Origin of the sequence: Ruegeria sp. HKCCE3926 (assembly GCF_017872515.1) — a bacterium.
Lineage (GTDB): Bacteria > Pseudomonadota > Alphaproteobacteria > Rhodobacterales > Rhodobacteraceae > Ruegeria.
The window spans coordinates 19750-33578 of record NZ_JAEDOU010000004.1 but is presented as its reverse complement, the minus strand read 5'-3'; the positions used below and the strand labels follow the sequence as shown (position 1 = coordinate 33578).

Here is a 13829-nt window from a genome sequence, read left to right as displayed (position 1 = left end):
TCCAAAAAAAGGTGTTGCCAGATGCAAGATATCTGATACACCAGATTAGGCAAGCTGGTATATCAGATATCAGAATGTACTTGGGAGATCAAAAAGTGCGCGCAGAGTTGGTCGTCGATTGTAAGAACCAGCACGGGGAAGGGATTTTCTGGAATCCCGCCGATGGTCTTGTCTGGTGGACCGACATTGAAGGCTGTGCGCTTTGGTCATTTGATCCTGCAACGTCAGAAACTGCCTCTCATGAGATGCCGGAGCGCGTGTGTTGCTTCGCGCCGCGCGCGTCTGGCGGTCTGATCGTTGCCTATGCGGATCGAGTTGTCTTGTTCGATTCGCCCAATAGCGAGCAAACCCTCGTGGCACGATTCGAGCCGAACAACCCAGAAACACGGCTGAACGACGGGCGAACCGATCGCCAGGGGCGATTGATTGTTGGAGGCATGAACGAAGTGTCTGGCAACGCCGATTCATCGGTCATCTGCGTTGATAAGGATTTGAGTGTACGGACGATTATCGAAGCAGTGTCTTGCGCCAATTCGACTTGCTTTACGTCCGACGGTGAGACGATGTTCTTCGCCGATACCCCGGATCGGGAAATCGTCGCGTTTGACTACGACACCCGCAGTGGAACCGTTTCGAACCGTCGGCAGCACGCTTCCTTCAATGATGAACCTGGCTTGCCTGATGGGTCCTGTGTCGATGCCGAAGGGGGCGTTTGGAACGCCGAATGGGAAGGCCATCGCGTTGTTCGCGTCGCACCTGACGGCACGATAGATCGAGTGATCGAGGTGCCGGTCTGGAAGCCTACCTGTTGCGCTTTCGGTGGGCCTGATCTCGACACGCTGTTCATCACGAGCTCAAGGCTGATGAGTGACGAAGCAGCTTTAACAATAGAACCGGAATCCGGCGGCCTCTTTGCTGTGAAACCCGGCGTTCGTGGCGTGATCGACGCGCCATTCAAAGGATAACCAACGAAATTCTGGAGGAGAAAACTATGTTGAAAACGCTTATGACCACTACGCTTGCCGCGGGGTTCGCCACGCTGGCAACGGTCGCTCTGGCGGAAAATTATCCAACACCGGTTCCACTTGAGGACGGGGCACAAGCGCCAATCGATGCAATAGAACCCAAGAACGATACGTTCCGGATCGCGTATATGCCGCCGGCGACCGAGTTCAACTACTACATCGCCATCGGTGAAGGTATCAAAGCGGTTGCTGCTGAGGCCGGGGTCGAAGTCTTCATGCTTGCGCCCCAGTCCGGTGCGGACATCAACGGCCAGATGGGTATGATCCAGGATGTGCTGACGCAGGATGTGGATGCGATAATTTTTGGAACACACGATGAATTTGCTGCGGCACCACTGCTGAAGCAGGCCGTCGACAAGGGCATGGCAGTTCTGATGATCAACTCGGACATTCCGAACTTCCCGACACCCATTCATGGCGTTGTCGGGTACTCTCAGCGCAACGGCACGCATGCTATCGCTGACTGGGCAATTGAGACTTATGGCGATAAACCGTTGAAGGTCGGCATTATCGAAGGGCAGCCTGGCTATCACTCAACCGAGCGTGTGGGTGGCTTCCTCGACGGTATCGAGGGCAACGAAAACTTTGACGTTGTGGTGTCTATTGACGGAAAATGGAACGTTGAGGGCGGCAACACTGCTGGCATGGATATCCTGCAGTCGAACCCTGATCTGGACATGATCTTTGCGGCGAACGACTACATGATCATTGGAGCGTCCTTCGCGGCTAAGGCACTCGGTCGCAATGACATCGTCCTTTTGGGCAATGATGGCGACACGTCCGGCCTTGAAGAAATCGCGGCTGGCAACATCACGGCAACCGTCAACACCTCGCCATTCTTAATGGGTAAAGCGGCCATGCACGCAACCATTGATGCGCTCAACGGGTCCTATCCCGGCGGCTGGATCGAAACGCCCACATCAATTGAAGACAAAGATGGTGCGATCAGCGTGCTGCAAGAGCCAGAAAAGCTCTTCCCGCAGCCGTCCAAAGAGTACTGAGCTTTCTCCCCGCTTCCCGGTGGCGCGTGCGCGTGCTGCCGGGTCGCAACTCAACCGAGTTTCGCTTTTATCGAGGCAATCGTAATGACACCCGCAACGCCACTTTGGGAGTTTGTCGATATCACCAAGGCCTATCCCGGGGTTTTGGCGAATGACAAGGTTTGCATCCGGCTTATGCCCGGTTCCATTCATGGGCTGCTGGGTGAAAATGGCTGTGGCAAGTCGACCATGATCAAGACTCTGTCCGGCGTACAGCAACCCGATAGCGGTCGAATCCTGCACAATGGCAAGCAGGTCACGATCAGCGACCCGCAGGCCGCACGCGAACTGGGTGTCGCAACAGTTTTTCAGGAATTCTCGATCGTGCCCACCTTGTCGGTTGGCGAAAACATCTTCCTTGGCAATATGCCTCGGTCCCGCTTTGGTGTGATCGACTGGGCCAAGGTCCACGACGAAGCCGCGCGCGTGTTGGCAGAAATGGATGTCGATGTTTCACCCGAAACCATCACCGGCTCGCTATCGGTAGGCGAGCAACAACTGGTCGAGATCGCGAAAGCCGTCGCGATGGATGCCCGCATGATCATCCTGGATGAGCCGACAGCGGCATTGGGTGAAGATGAAATTGAACGCCTGCACCAGTTACTGCGCAATATGCGTGAACGCGGAACCGCTATTCTCTATGTGTCGCACAGGCTGGATGAGGTTGAACGGATCGTTGATGAAGTGACGATCTTGCGCAACGGCTGTGTTGTGCGCGCAAGTGGCGAGACCAAGATCAACGTCTCTGAGATTGTCAGCGCAATGGTCGGTGAGGACATTGGTGAGCATTATCCGAAGGAGCAGAACGCGACCAAGGATATTGTGCTGGAGGCGGCGGGTCTGGCCACCAATTCGGGCGTGAAAGATGTATCATTTTCGTTGCATCGGGGCGAAGTTCTGGGCTTGGGTGGCGTATTGGGCAGTGGCCGCACAGAGATCGCTCGCGCCCTGTTCGGGACAGACGAGCTGACGGGCGGACAGATAACACTGCATGGCAAACCAGTACGCTTCCGCCGGGAAATCGATGCGATCCGTGCTGGTTTGGCCCTTGTTCCGGAAAACCGCAAATTCGACGGCTTGTTCTTCAATTTCCGCGCAAGTGGGAACGTCACCGCAGCGTCGCTTGGCGGGTTAAGTCGGTTCGGAGTGCTGAACCTCAAGGCCGAAGAGCAAGCTACCCATGACCTGATCCGCGATCTGGAAATCTCAACCCAGGCTGAGGAAAAGACGGTCAACTTTTTGTCTGGTGGCAATCAACAGAAGATTGTTATTGCGCGTTGGCTGTTCTCAGCCTCGGACATTCTGATCCTTGATGAGCCGACGCAGGGGATCGATATCGGCGCGAAAATCGCTGTTTACAAGCTGATTAACAGGCTCACGCGGGCGGGAAAATCGATCATTCTGATCAGTTCAGACCATGATGAGTTGCTTGCGATGAGCGATCGAATTGCCGTCGTGCAGCACGGAACGATCGTGCGCACGGTCGATGCATCCGACCTTACTCATGACGACCTTGTGCGCGCGTCCGCCGACACTCCTCAATCCAAGCCTAAGGAGGCTTTCGCATGAAGCGGATCTTTGACACCCAGTTGATCGGACCATTTGCAGCAATGGTGATCGTCGCACTGATCGTGGCACTTACGACGGAACGCTTCCTGAACCCGGGTAACCTTTCAAACCTGTCCCTTCAGGTAAGCATCGTGGCCTTGATCGCAATCGGGTCTACTATCGTGATCTTCGCTGCGGGCATCGATCTGAGCTCCGGGTCTATGGTGGCTTTGCTGACCATGATCCTTGCGCAGATGTTGAAATTTGTTGGCATTCCACTGGTTCTGGCGTTGCCACTCATTCTCCTCATGGGCGGATTGCTTGGTCTGTTCATTGGGCTGATAACAGCCTACGGGCGTATTCCATCTTTCATCACAACATTGGCGGCGTTGATTGCCTTCAGGGGCCTTGCGCTGACTTTCAACAATGGATCGCCGATCTTTTCGCTGGATCCGGCTCTGGAGCCAATCTTTTACGGCAAGCTGTTCGGCGTTCCGATGCCATTCTTCTACCTCGTGTTCTTCTACGTCCTTGCCGCGTTCACTATGAACTTCACGAAACTCGGCCGTGAGATCTATGCCGTGGGTGGCAACCCAGCCGCTGCCGTTCTGACGGGTATCAACGTACGTAAAGTTCAGACGACGACATTTGTCATCGCGGGTTTTATGACTGCGGTTGGTGCGATCCTGATGTCAGCGCGCCTCAACTCTGGTTCGCCCAACTATGGCCAGACGCTGGAACTGCAGGCCATTGCCGCTGCTGTAGTTGGCGGAGCCAGCCTTGCAGGCGGACGCGGCAACATCCTCGCCACGCTGATGGGGGCGATGACAATCGTTATCGTCCAGAATGGTTTGAACCTAAACGCTGCGCCATCTTCGGTTCAGAATATCGTGCTGGGCCTGATCATTCTGTTGGCCGTCGGCATAGACATGTGGCGCGCGGAAATTTCGGGCTTGATGGGTCGAATGTTCGGCCGCCCTTCATCGCAGCAGTCATCTAACGTCAAGAAGGAGGCCTGAGATGGATCTGGGGCTCAAGAATAAACTGGTCCTGGTGACTGGCTCAGGTTCCGGCATCGGCAAAGCCACTGCCCGGGTCTACCTGGAAGAAGGCGCGCGGGTCATCGTGCATGGCCTGACCGAGGCGGAAGTGTCCGACTGCGTCGACGACCTGTCATCTCTGGGCAAGGTCGAAGGCATTGCGGCCGACTTAACCAAAACCACTGATGCGGAAACTCTGGCAGAGTTTGCTCGTGCGCGCGGTGCGGTGGACGTTCTTGTGAATAATGTTGGCATCTTTTCGGTCAAACCGTTCGAAGATCTCACGGATGACGACTGGATGCATTACTTCAACATCAATGTCCTGTCCGCCGTTCGGATGAGCCGGATTTTCCTGCCTGACATGCTCGGCCGGGATAAGGGATCCATCATCAACATGGCCAGCGAAGCGGCAGTGAAACCACTACCTCAGATGGTGCATTATTCTGTCACTAAAACTGCCATGTTAGGTCTGACACGTGGCATGGCAGAATTGACAAAGGGGACAAAAGTCCGGGTTAACTCGATCCTGCCTGGTCCAACCTGGACCGAAGGTGTCGAGGCCTATTTTGACGGCCTCGCCGATCAAAAGGGTGAGCCGCTCGACACGATCGTCGACAATTACTTCAAATCAGATGAGCCCACATCGCTCATACAACGCTTTGTCCAACCAGACGAAGTCGCCCGCATGATCGTCACGATCTCAGCAAGCACGGCCTCCAATGGTTCTGCGCACCGGATCGAAGGCGGCATCGTTCGCAACATTCTTTAACTTCTAACTGGAGGAGCCCTACATGGCCGCTCTCACTTTCTCTCACATCGGCATCACAGTTCCCGACCTGGAAAAAGCCGTGAAGTTCTATTCCAAGGCATTTGGCCTTTACGTGCTGATGGAGCCAACTGAAATCCTACATGACGAAAGCGCCATCGGTCAGATGTGCGACGATGTGTTTGGGGAAGGTTGGGGAAGCTTCCGTATTGCGCACTTGTCGATGGGTGACGGTGTTGGCATCGAATTGTTTGAGTTCCCGAAGACCGTCGAAGAAGAACGCCCGTTTGAATATTGGCGGCGTGGCTTGTTTCATTTCTGCGTACAGGACGAGGATCTGGAAGGCCGCATCAAGATTATCGAAGGCCTGGGCGGGCGCCAGCGCATGAGCCAAGTGCGCAAATATTACCCAGGTGAAAAGCCCTATCGCATGGTCTATATGGAAGACCCGTTTGGCAATATCTTCGAGCTCTACAGCCACTCGTACGAATTGACCTATTCGGCGGGTGCTTATGACTGATCGCGCCGACTTTTCCCCCAGAACGGACAAACCCAAGGTCGTGATAACCGATTACGACTTTGGTGATGTTGCCGTTGAGACGGAAATCCTGGAAGCCGCAGGAGCCGAGGTGATTGCGCTTCAGGCCAAGCGCCAGGAAGACCTGTTCGATGTCGCGCCGCATTGCGCAGCGATGATGAACCAATATGCCCGGATCGGGAAGGAAACGATTGCGCGGATGCGGAACTGCGAGGTCATCGCGCGTTATGGCGTAGGCGTAGATATCGTGGATGTCGGCACGGCGACGGAAAAGGGCATTCTCGTCACCAATGTGCAAAACTATTGCACCGAGGAAGTCGCCGACCACGCGATTGCCCTTTGGCTGACCCTGGCGCGCAAGTTGCCCGACTATGATCGAGCCACTCATGCAGGGGTCTGGCAGTGGCAAAGCGGGCAGCCGGTCTATCGGTTGCGCGGGCGGACGATGGGTGTCGTCTCGCTGGGAAAAATAGGGCAAGCCATCGTTGCGCGGGCGCAATCTTTCGGAGTTAGAGTCATCGCTTACGACCCGTATTTGCCAAGGGAAGTCGCCGCGAATATTGGGGTCGAGCTGGTGAGCAAGCCTGAATTGCTGGCAAGGTCCGACTATATCCTGATGCAGGCGCCGATGACGCCGAATACGCACCACTTTCTGTCGGATGCCGAATTCTCGGTCATGAAACCCGGTGCGATACTCGTGAACACTGGACGCGGACCAACGGTGGACAACAAGGCCCTGTTCCGGGCGCTGACCGAAGGCCATCTGGCTGCAGCAGGGCTCGACGACCCCGAAGAAGAGCCGGCTAAGCGCGCCAATTGGACGCCTGATGACAACCCGTTGTTCACACTGCCCAACGTCCTCGTAACACCACATGCCGCCTACTATTCCGAGGAATCCATACACGCAGCGCGGGTTACCGCGGCTACGCAAGTGGCCAAGGTCCTGACAGGACAAAAACCCGACTACACAGTCAATGCCGACGCATTGGCCGTATCTACCGCATAACAGGAGACAAGAATGCCAGACGTCAGCACAGACCTTAGGGTTTTCAATGATTTTGAAAGAAACCCGGAACTTCTCAAAAAATTCGACAAGGTGTTGGAGGCGTACTCTGCTGCTGCCATTTTTGCGGATGTGCAGTACCGAACAGGCGTGATGGACAGCGCCATCAAGCCCGCTTTCCGCGCCAAGGTGACAGGCCAGGCCGTGACGGTTCAGCTTTCAAAAGGCGATCTGGTCGACCCATTGCGAGCGCTTGAAATGGGACAACCCGGGGACGTGATTGTTGTGGACGCGGGTGGTGATCGTCAAACGTCAGTCTGCGGCGGTTTGATGGGCGGTCTGGCCAAGAACCGTGGCATTCGCGGTATGATCGTAGATGGCACAGGGCGTGACACAGATGAGTTGGAAGACATCAACTGGCCAATCTGGACGCGTGCGATCACGCCGCGTGGAACGCACACGATGTTCTCAGAACGTAAAGAAGAACTTTCGATCAATGTGCCAATCGCCTGTGGGGGCGTCGTCGTAAACCCCGGAGATTTCATTGTAGCTGATCTTATGGGCGTCGTCGTGGTTCCACAGGAAATTGCAGAAGAAACCGTGCGCCTTGCTCAAGAGCAAGCTGACCGTGAGGAAGAAACCCGTAAATGGGTGGCCCAAGGCAAAACCGTTGAGGATCTGCTGAATGAATTCGGTCGCATCTGAGCCAGCGCTGATCGGCGTAGATTGGGGCACTTCATCGTTCCGTGCATTTCTCATTGGTGCGGAGGGCGAGGTGATCGATGGGGTCTCGTCGCCAGAAGGTATCATGCAGGTTGCGGGGCAAACCTTTGACGCGGTCCTTGATCGTCTCATCGGCCCTTGGGTCGCCAAAGCTAACCTGCCGATCCTGGCATCTGGCATGATCACCAGCCGCAACGGCTGGGTAGAAACGCAATATGCCGAAATGCCTCTGGGTGCTGGCGGTCTTGCGCGGGCGTTAGTCCCCCACGAAGCGGCCAACGGAGCGCGTATTCATTTTGTGACTGGTGCTTCGACAGAACATGCCGGAGGACCCGACGTAATGCGCGGCGAGGAGACCCAGATCATCGGGGCATCTTCGCTAGGCTTGAGCGAAGGTATGTTCGTGATGCCGGGAACGCACAGCAAATGGGTTCAGGTTGCGGATGGGAAGATCGTGGATTTCTCGACCTACATGACAGGTGAAATTTTTTCGGCACTGAAAGAACACACGATCCTTGGCACATTGATGAAGGAGGACGCCTTCAGCGAAGACGCATTCGTGATGGGCGTAAAGGCGGGCCTCAGTGGTGAGTCGAACCTGCTGCACAGCCTGTTTCATGTTCGGACGCTTCCTCTCATGGGCAAAATCCCAAAGGTTGCCACGGCCGACTACTTGTCGGGCTTGTTGATCGGGACCGAGGTTGCTGCCGCGACCGGCGAAGTAAAAGACGTCGGCACGATCACTGTTGTTGGACGCAGCGACTTGTCCGACCGATACGAAATAGCGCTTCGAACTGCTGGTTTCGACAGCCGTCGCGCGCCAGATGATATCGTTGCGAAAGGGCATTTTCTGATTGCTCGCGCTGCGGGGTTGGTTGGATGATTGACCTCACCGCAGCTCTTGCCGAGAACCCGCTGATTGCGATTTTGCGGGGGCTAGCACCAGAAAATGCGCGCCCGGTGTCTGATGTACTCTTCGATGCCGGGTTTCGGATAATCGAAGTGCCGCTCAACTCACCGGACCCGCTGGAATCGATAGGGCAGATCGCCGTGAAACATGGCGCTCAGACCATCGTCGGCGCTGGCACAGTGTTGACTGTGGATCAGGTCGCAGCGGTTGCTGATGCAGGCGGGCGTATCATCGTGTCGCCCAATATGAACCCGGACGTCGGGCGCGCGGCTGTCGCTCGGGATCTTTATTGGTGTCCAGGAGTCATGACGCCCTCCGAGGCCTTTACGGCGTTGGATATCGGAGCATCGGTCCTCAAATTCTTTCCGGCGGAAATGGTGCCGCCAGCTGCCATTGCTGCCATGCGCGCCGTATTGCCTGCAGACGCAGTCGTCGCTGCGGTAGGGGGCATAACGCCGGATACGATGGCGTCATATCATGCTGCGGGTGTAGATGGATATGGGCTGGGATCCGCACTGTTCAAACCGAGCTATACATTGGATGATATCGGCAGGCGCGCGCGCGCCTTCACCAGTGTATTGGAGGAACTTGGATGAAACAGGCGCTTGTAACGGGCGGTACGCGAGGGATTGGTGCGGGTGTTGCACGGTCGTTGGCAGACGCAGGTTGGTCCGTCATTGCCGCATCCGCCTCCCAATCCGAATTGGATGCATTCGAGCCTCGGGACGGGTTAAAGGTGCAGCTCTTGGATGTCACCGACCAGACGTCCATCAATGATGTATTCGGCGAACTCACGGGTCTCGATGCCTTGGTGAACTGCGCAGGTATTCTTTTGCGTGGCGAAGAATATGACATCGACGTCTTCGCCAAGGTGCTCGATGTGAATCTGACAGGCACCATGCGCTGCTGTCTTGCCGCGCATCCATTGTTGGCTGAAGCGAGTGGGGCCATCGTCAACACCGCCTCTATGCTCAGTACCTTTGGTGGGCCTTTGGTTCCGGCGTATTCCGCTTCCAAGGGCGGCGTGGCACAGTTGACCAAGGCGCTCGCAGGTCGCTGGGCCGAAAACGGTATCCGGGTCAATGCCATCGCGCCGGGTTGGATTGAGACAGAGATGACCCAGGGCCTTCGGGAAGACCCTGAACGAACAGCGGGGATCATGGCGCGTACGCCTATGAAGCGCTGGGGGAAACCCGAAGAAGTCGGTGCGCTTGTGCAATGGCTTTTGAGTGAAAACGCCAGTTTTGTGACCGGATCGGTCTATCCGGTCGATGGCGGTTATCTCGCTATGTGAGGAAAATCTATGAATGACGATGACACCGCCCGAATGCCATATCAATTGCCATTCCCCAAGGATGCGCAAGACGAGATCGTGATCCCGAATGCCATGAGTGAGGACGACAGACTATGGGTTCCGCAGGCAGAGAACGTCTGGTTCCGACCGCTCTGCCTGAACCGCTCGCAAGGTTATTGGATGAACCTCCTCAAAGTACGCAAAGCTGGTGTTCTTTCGCGGCACCGCCATCCACAGCCAGTCCACGGTTTTGTCCTGAAAGGGCGCTGGCATTATCTGGAACATGATTGGGTTGCGGAAGAAGGGGGATATGTCTTTGAGCCGCCGGGTGAGACTCATACTTTGGTCGTTCCCGACGATGTCGAAGAGATGGTCACCTATTTCCAGGTCAATGGCGTGATGTGCTATGTTGATCCGTGGGGCAAGGTCACTGGCTACGAAGATGTCTTTACCAAGATTGATCTGTGCCGAAAACACTTCGCGGAAGTCGGTCTTGGAGAAGATTACGTTGAACAATTCATCAGGTGATGCGCCCCGTTTCGCGCTCGTGGCCCATGATGCGCGAAAGGACGAAATCGTTGAATGGGTGGGTCTGCAATTGGCCCGCCTGTCCAGAGTACAAATCTTTTCGACAGGGACCACCGGCAGTCGCATTAAGCAAGCCTATCCAGAACTGGATGTTACCTGCTTGAAAAGCGGACCACTCGGAGGCGACCAACAGATCGGCGCCATGATCTGCGAAGAGAAACTGGATGCACTGGTTTTCTTTGTCGACCCTCTGTCGCCCATGCCACACGACGTCGACGTTAAGGCTCTGACCCGTCTCGCCACGGTATATGATCTGCCAATGGCATGTTCACGCTCAACTGCGGATCTGATCGTGGAGGGACTGATTGACGGGGATGACAACACGCCTGTCTGATACGCCGCACGTCGGAATTGCCGATCATCTGGTTCTCAGAAGGTGCTCTGCCAGACTGCCGAGGTTTTCGCTGCCAAGCTGGCTCATGTTGGCCTCTATGTCAGCTTTCAGGATGTGAACGAGATGGTCGATCCCTCGTGCTCCGAACGCTGCAACGGCATATTGAAAGGCGCGTCCGACCATGACGAAATCTGCACCTTTCGCCAAGGCACGCATGATGTCCAATCCCCAGGCAACGCCAGAGTCATAGATCAGTGGCACATCTGTTCCGACCGCCTCGCGGATGTTTGGGAGTTGGTCAATGACCGCGGGTCCGGCTTCGAATTGACGCCCGGAGTGGTTTGAGACCCAGATGCAATCCACGCCCTCGGCCACCATTTCTTGCGCGTCCTCCGGCCGCAGGACACCCTTGACGATCAGGTGACCCTCCCATTCCTGTCGCAGTTCGCGCAGGTAGTCCCAATCTGGAATCCCACGGATCAGAGCGCCTGCATGGGTAAAGCTTTCTCGCCCGCGTGTCGGGGCGTAATCGTCAAAGAACCGCATACGTGGCATGATGCCCTCGCGCAGATGCGCAAGGCACCAGGCGGGTCGTGATGCCATTTCAGTCAGCGTGCGCAGGTCAGCTTTTGGAGGCACCGTCAGATTGGCACGGCGCTGTCGTTCGCGCCGGCTCTCTTCTGGAACGTCCACCGTGATAATCAGCGTATGAAATCCCGCTGCCTTTATCCTCGGAAGCATTGCGCGGCGCAACTCGCCGGACTTTACCGGGTAATGCTGAAACCATCCGTTTTTGCCAATGTAGGGCGCCACATCCTCCGGTGAAGCAACCGCCACGCTGGACAACGAGAACGGAATGTTGTGAGCAACCGCTGCCTTGGCAAGCATCCGCTCTGCTCCTGCCCACATCAGGCCGGACATGCCTACCGGTGCTATCCCGAAAGGCAGGTCGTATTTTTGACCCATCAATGTAGTCTGCAGTTCGGCCTTTGTTCGGCCACATAGCACACGCGGCATGAATCCTATGGCATCGAGTGCGTCACGGTTGACCTTCAGTCCCAGCTCCCGGCCGGTCGCGCTGTCGAGGTATTCGAAAGCAAACTTCGGAATGCGCTTCTGTGCGGTTCGCCGAAGGTCTTCTATCGACGGGTGAGAAAGGTCCAGATCCATCCGGGTCCTCTGGTGTTGTTGTCTAACGTTAGAAGGGCTTCAGCCGGTCACCAAAGGGATGGCAAGGCCAAGGAAATTGCGGGCACATAAGTGATGAACATCAACAAGATCAGCATGCCGGCAAAGAATGGCAGGATTGCCCGGCTGAGGCTTTCGATGGAAACCTTGGAAATGCTGCTGGCCACGAACAGGTTTACACCCAATGGCGGTGTGCAGAACCCAATGGCCAGGTTGACCGTCAAGATGACACCAAAAACGATCGGATCGACCCCCAGTGCGGTTGCAACCGGCAGCAGGATCGGCGTCATGATGATGATCGACGAAATCGTCTCCATGAACATTCCGATCACCAACAACAGCAGATTGATCAGCAACAGGATGATGATTGGGTTGTCGGACAGGCTGGTGATCGTTGTTGCGAGCTCTGTCGGGATTCTTGCGAGCGTGATCAACCTGCCAAAGGCGGTCGCCATGATCACCAATATCAGAATGGTCCCGCTGGTCTTTGCACTGCCCGCCAAAACCTCTGGCAGGTCCTTGAGGGTGATGTCGCCATAGACGAATATGCCGATGAAAGCGGCATAGACTACGGCCACGGCACCGGCTTCGGTTGGGGTGAAGATACCGCTGTAGATGCCCCCAAGGATAATTACCGGCACCAATAGCGCCCAGATGGAAGACCGGAAGCTCTGCCAGACGCCCGGGCCTGAGAACGTAGTCGTCGATTGCTGAACAACCTCGTCCTTTCGCAGCAGAACACGAGCGACCAACATGAACATGAGGGCAAAAAGGATGCCAGGAACAACGCCTGCAAGAAACAGTTTGCCGATCGAAACCTCGGCAGTAACACCATAGATGATGAAGGGAATACTTGGCGGGATCATAACACCGATCATTCCTGAGGATGCTGTCAATGCGCCGCTGAATTTGCGCGTATAGCCGACCTTTTCCATCTCTGGGATCATGTTCGACCCGATGGCGGCTACGGTCGCAGGAGATGAGCCGGATATGGCGGCAAAAAACACACAGGCGAGCACGTTCACATAAGCCAGCCCACCCCGGATATGACCGATCAGCGCATTGGCAAATCCAACTAGTCGGCGAGACATTCCGCCGTGTTGCATCAGGTCGCCTGCCAATATGAACAGAGGGACGGCAATTAGAGGAAAGGAGTCCGCGCCTGTTACCACCGACCGTGCCAGAAGAACCATGGGTGGTGTGCCATCTACAAAGACCATCACGATCATAGTGGCCAAGCCCAGACAGATGCCAATAGGCACGCTGAAGAGCAACAGGGCAAAGAGCGTCAAGAAAAGCGTTGTTGCAAGCATGCCGGGTTCCTCACGCTTTGGTTCCTGCGATCAGACGCAGGGTTCGGAACAGATGTTGAGTGACGCGGATCGCGGACAGGCCAGCGCCAATCGGAGCCGAAGCATAAAGGATCGGAATCGGTAGCCCCAAAACGACCGAAGTCTGGCTGGCGACAAAAGGCTGTCGGATAAGCTTGATGCATTCAATTGTCAGAACGATCAGAAATCCAAGGACAAGAAGCGCGATCACAAAATCCGCGTAAAGCCTTGCGCGCTCGCTTAGGACATCACGCAGGACCGTGATACGCACATGATCACCTGTGTGGAACGCATAGCTGACGCCTAGCCAGACAAACCATACAAACAGCCAAAGCGTTAGCTCTTCGCCCCATGAAAGAGAGGCATTCAGAATGTAGCGCATGAACACATTTCCAAAGATCAACAAGACAATCGCGGCCAAAAGTGCACTGGCTAAGACCTTTTCGGCATTCATATCGATCCATTTGATAACCGACACCGTTCACCTCCCCTTGAACGAAA

Annotated in this window: 16 protein-coding genes; 13 read left to right on the top strand and 3 right to left on the bottom strand. The window is 55.6% G+C overall.

Annotation, left to right across the window (positions count from 1 at the left end; all coding sequences use genetic code 11):
- Positions 1 to 11 precede the first annotated feature (11 nt).
- The 13 genes from I9184_RS11935 (at position 12) to I9184_RS11875 (ending at position 10809) form a co-directional block, all read left to right on the top strand.
- Positions 12 to 965 (top strand): SMP-30/gluconolactonase/LRE family protein, encoded by a 954-nt coding sequence (locus I9184_RS11935; protein WP_348539530.1) that lies wholly within the window; start codon positions 12 to 14, stop codon positions 963 to 965.
- A gap of 26 nt (positions 966 to 991) precedes the next feature.
- Positions 992 to 2026 (top strand): sugar ABC transporter substrate-binding protein, encoded by a 1035-nt coding sequence (locus I9184_RS11930; protein WP_209834528.1) that lies wholly within the window; start codon positions 992 to 994, stop codon positions 2024 to 2026.
- Positions 2027 to 2110: 84 nt separating this feature from the next.
- Positions 2111 to 3634 carry a sugar ABC transporter ATP-binding protein gene (locus I9184_RS11925; RefSeq protein WP_209834526.1) on the top strand — a complete coding sequence of 508 codons (1524 nt, stop codon included), beginning with the start codon at positions 2111 to 2113 and terminating at the stop codon, positions 3632 to 3634.
- The gene (locus I9184_RS11920) at positions 3631 to 4632 is read left to right on the top strand and encodes an ABC transporter permease (RefSeq protein ID WP_050606102.1); all 1002 of its coding nucleotides are present in this window, start codon (positions 3631 to 3633) and stop codon (positions 4630 to 4632) included. The genes I9184_RS11925 and I9184_RS11920 overlap by 4 nt, the downstream gene beginning before the upstream one ends.
- A gap of 1 nt (position 4633) precedes the next feature.
- Positions 4634 to 5422 carry an SDR family oxidoreductase gene (locus I9184_RS11915; protein ID WP_050606103.1) on the top strand — a complete coding sequence of 263 codons (789 nt, stop codon included), beginning with the start codon at positions 4634 to 4636 and terminating at the stop codon, positions 5420 to 5422.
- Between the two features lie 22 nt (positions 5423 to 5444).
- A complete protein-coding gene (locus I9184_RS11910; RefSeq protein WP_209834524.1) occupies positions 5445 to 5939 on the top strand; it encodes a lactoylglutathione lyase family protein in 495 nt (164 codons plus the stop codon).
- Positions 5932 to 6963 (top strand): C-terminal binding protein, encoded by a 1032-nt coding sequence (locus I9184_RS11905; RefSeq protein WP_209834522.1) that lies wholly within the window; start codon positions 5932 to 5934, stop codon positions 6961 to 6963. Before I9184_RS11910 ends, I9184_RS11905 begins: the two co-directional genes overlap by 8 nt.
- A 12-nt stretch (positions 6964 to 6975) precedes the next feature.
- Positions 6976 to 7665, top strand: a complete 690-nt coding sequence (locus tag I9184_RS11900; RefSeq protein ID WP_108861947.1) for an RraA family protein — start codon at positions 6976 to 6978, stop codon at positions 7663 to 7665.
- Complete coding sequence (locus I9184_RS11895) at positions 7646 to 8566, top strand: 2-dehydro-3-deoxygalactonokinase (RefSeq protein ID WP_209834520.1); 921 nt, start codon at positions 7646 to 7648, stop codon at positions 8564 to 8566. The genes I9184_RS11900 and I9184_RS11895 overlap by 20 nt, the downstream gene beginning before the upstream one ends.
- Positions 8563 to 9189 (top strand): 2-dehydro-3-deoxy-6-phosphogalactonate aldolase, encoded by a 627-nt coding sequence (locus I9184_RS11890; protein WP_170347544.1) that lies wholly within the window; start codon positions 8563 to 8565, stop codon positions 9187 to 9189. The genes I9184_RS11895 and I9184_RS11890 overlap by 4 nt, the downstream gene beginning before the upstream one ends.
- Entirely contained in the window at positions 9186 to 9887 is a 702-nt protein-coding gene (locus tag I9184_RS11885) for an SDR family oxidoreductase (RefSeq protein ID WP_209834518.1), read from the top strand. The genes I9184_RS11890 and I9184_RS11885 overlap by 4 nt, the downstream gene beginning before the upstream one ends.
- Before the next feature lie 9 nt (positions 9888 to 9896).
- The gene (locus I9184_RS11880; RefSeq protein WP_170347546.1) at positions 9897 to 10415 is read left to right on the top strand and encodes a 2,4'-dihydroxyacetophenone dioxygenase family protein; all 519 of its coding nucleotides are present in this window, start codon (positions 9897 to 9899) and stop codon (positions 10413 to 10415) included.
- Positions 10396 to 10809 carry a methylglyoxal synthase gene (locus tag I9184_RS11875; protein ID WP_170347547.1) on the top strand — a complete coding sequence of 138 codons (414 nt, stop codon included), beginning with the start codon at positions 10396 to 10398 and terminating at the stop codon, positions 10807 to 10809. Before I9184_RS11880 ends, I9184_RS11875 begins: the two co-directional genes overlap by 20 nt.
- Positions 10810 to 10833: 24 nt before the next feature.
- On the opposite strand, the gene I9184_RS11870 is transcribed toward I9184_RS11875, so the two are convergent.
- Genes I9184_RS11870 through I9184_RS11860 form a run of 3 tightly spaced genes read right to left on the bottom strand, consistent with a single transcriptional unit; the run spans position 10834 to position 13806 of the window.
- Positions 10834 to 11979, bottom strand: a complete 1146-nt coding sequence (locus I9184_RS11870; protein WP_209834516.1) for an alpha-hydroxy acid oxidase — start codon at positions 11977 to 11979, stop codon at positions 10834 to 10836.
- A 47-nt stretch (positions 11980 to 12026) separates the two neighbouring features.
- Positions 12027 to 13310, bottom strand: coding sequence for a TRAP transporter large permease (locus I9184_RS11865; RefSeq protein WP_170357711.1), 1284 nt, complete (start codon positions 13308 to 13310; stop codon positions 12027 to 12029).
- Between the two features lie 10 nt (positions 13311 to 13320).
- Positions 13321 to 13806 (bottom strand): TRAP transporter small permease, encoded by a 486-nt coding sequence (locus I9184_RS11860; RefSeq protein ID WP_010437264.1) that lies wholly within the window; start codon positions 13804 to 13806, stop codon positions 13321 to 13323.
- Positions 13807 to 13829 lie beyond the last annotated feature (23 nt).

What these genes read in the sequence shown, in the direction of transcription:
- I9184_RS11930 (WP_209834528.1), top strand. Translation starts at nt 992, where the DNA reads ATGTTGAAAACGCTTATGACCACTACGCTTGCCGCGGGGTTCGCCACG.
- I9184_RS11925 (WP_209834526.1), top strand. Translation starts at nt 2,111, where the DNA reads ATGACACCCGCAACGCCACTTTGGGAGTTTGTCGATATCACCAAGGCC.
- I9184_RS11920 (WP_050606102.1), top strand. Translation starts at nt 3,631, where the DNA reads ATGAAGCGGATCTTTGACACCCAGTTGATCGGACCATTTGCAGCAATG.
- I9184_RS11915 (WP_050606103.1), top strand. Translation starts at nt 4,634, where the DNA reads ATGGATCTGGGGCTCAAGAATAAACTGGTCCTGGTGACTGGCTCAGGT.
- I9184_RS11910 (WP_209834524.1), top strand. Translation starts at nt 5,445, where the DNA reads ATGGCCGCTCTCACTTTCTCTCACATCGGCATCACAGTTCCCGACCTG.
- I9184_RS11905 (WP_209834522.1), top strand. Translation starts at nt 5,932, where the DNA reads ATGACTGATCGCGCCGACTTTTCCCCCAGAACGGACAAACCCAAGGTC.
- I9184_RS11900 (WP_108861947.1), top strand. Translation starts at nt 6,976, where the DNA reads ATGCCAGACGTCAGCACAGACCTTAGGGTTTTCAATGATTTTGAAAGA.
- I9184_RS11895 (WP_209834520.1), top strand. Translation starts at nt 7,646, where the DNA reads ATGAATTCGGTCGCATCTGAGCCAGCGCTGATCGGCGTAGATTGGGGC.
- I9184_RS11890 (WP_170347544.1), top strand. Translation starts at nt 8,563, where the DNA reads ATGATTGACCTCACCGCAGCTCTTGCCGAGAACCCGCTGATTGCGATT.
- I9184_RS11885 (WP_209834518.1), top strand. Translation starts at nt 9,186, where the DNA reads ATGAAACAGGCGCTTGTAACGGGCGGTACGCGAGGGATTGGTGCGGGT.
- I9184_RS11880 (WP_170347546.1), top strand. Translation starts at nt 9,897, where the DNA reads ATGAATGACGATGACACCGCCCGAATGCCATATCAATTGCCATTCCCC.
- I9184_RS11870 (WP_209834516.1), bottom strand. Translation starts at nt 11,979, where the DNA reads ATGGATCTGGACCTTTCTCACCCGTCGATAGAAGACCTTCGGCGAACC.
- I9184_RS11865 (WP_170357711.1), bottom strand. Translation starts at nt 13,310, where the DNA reads ATGCTTGCAACAACGCTTTTCTTGACGCTCTTTGCCCTGTTGCTCTTC.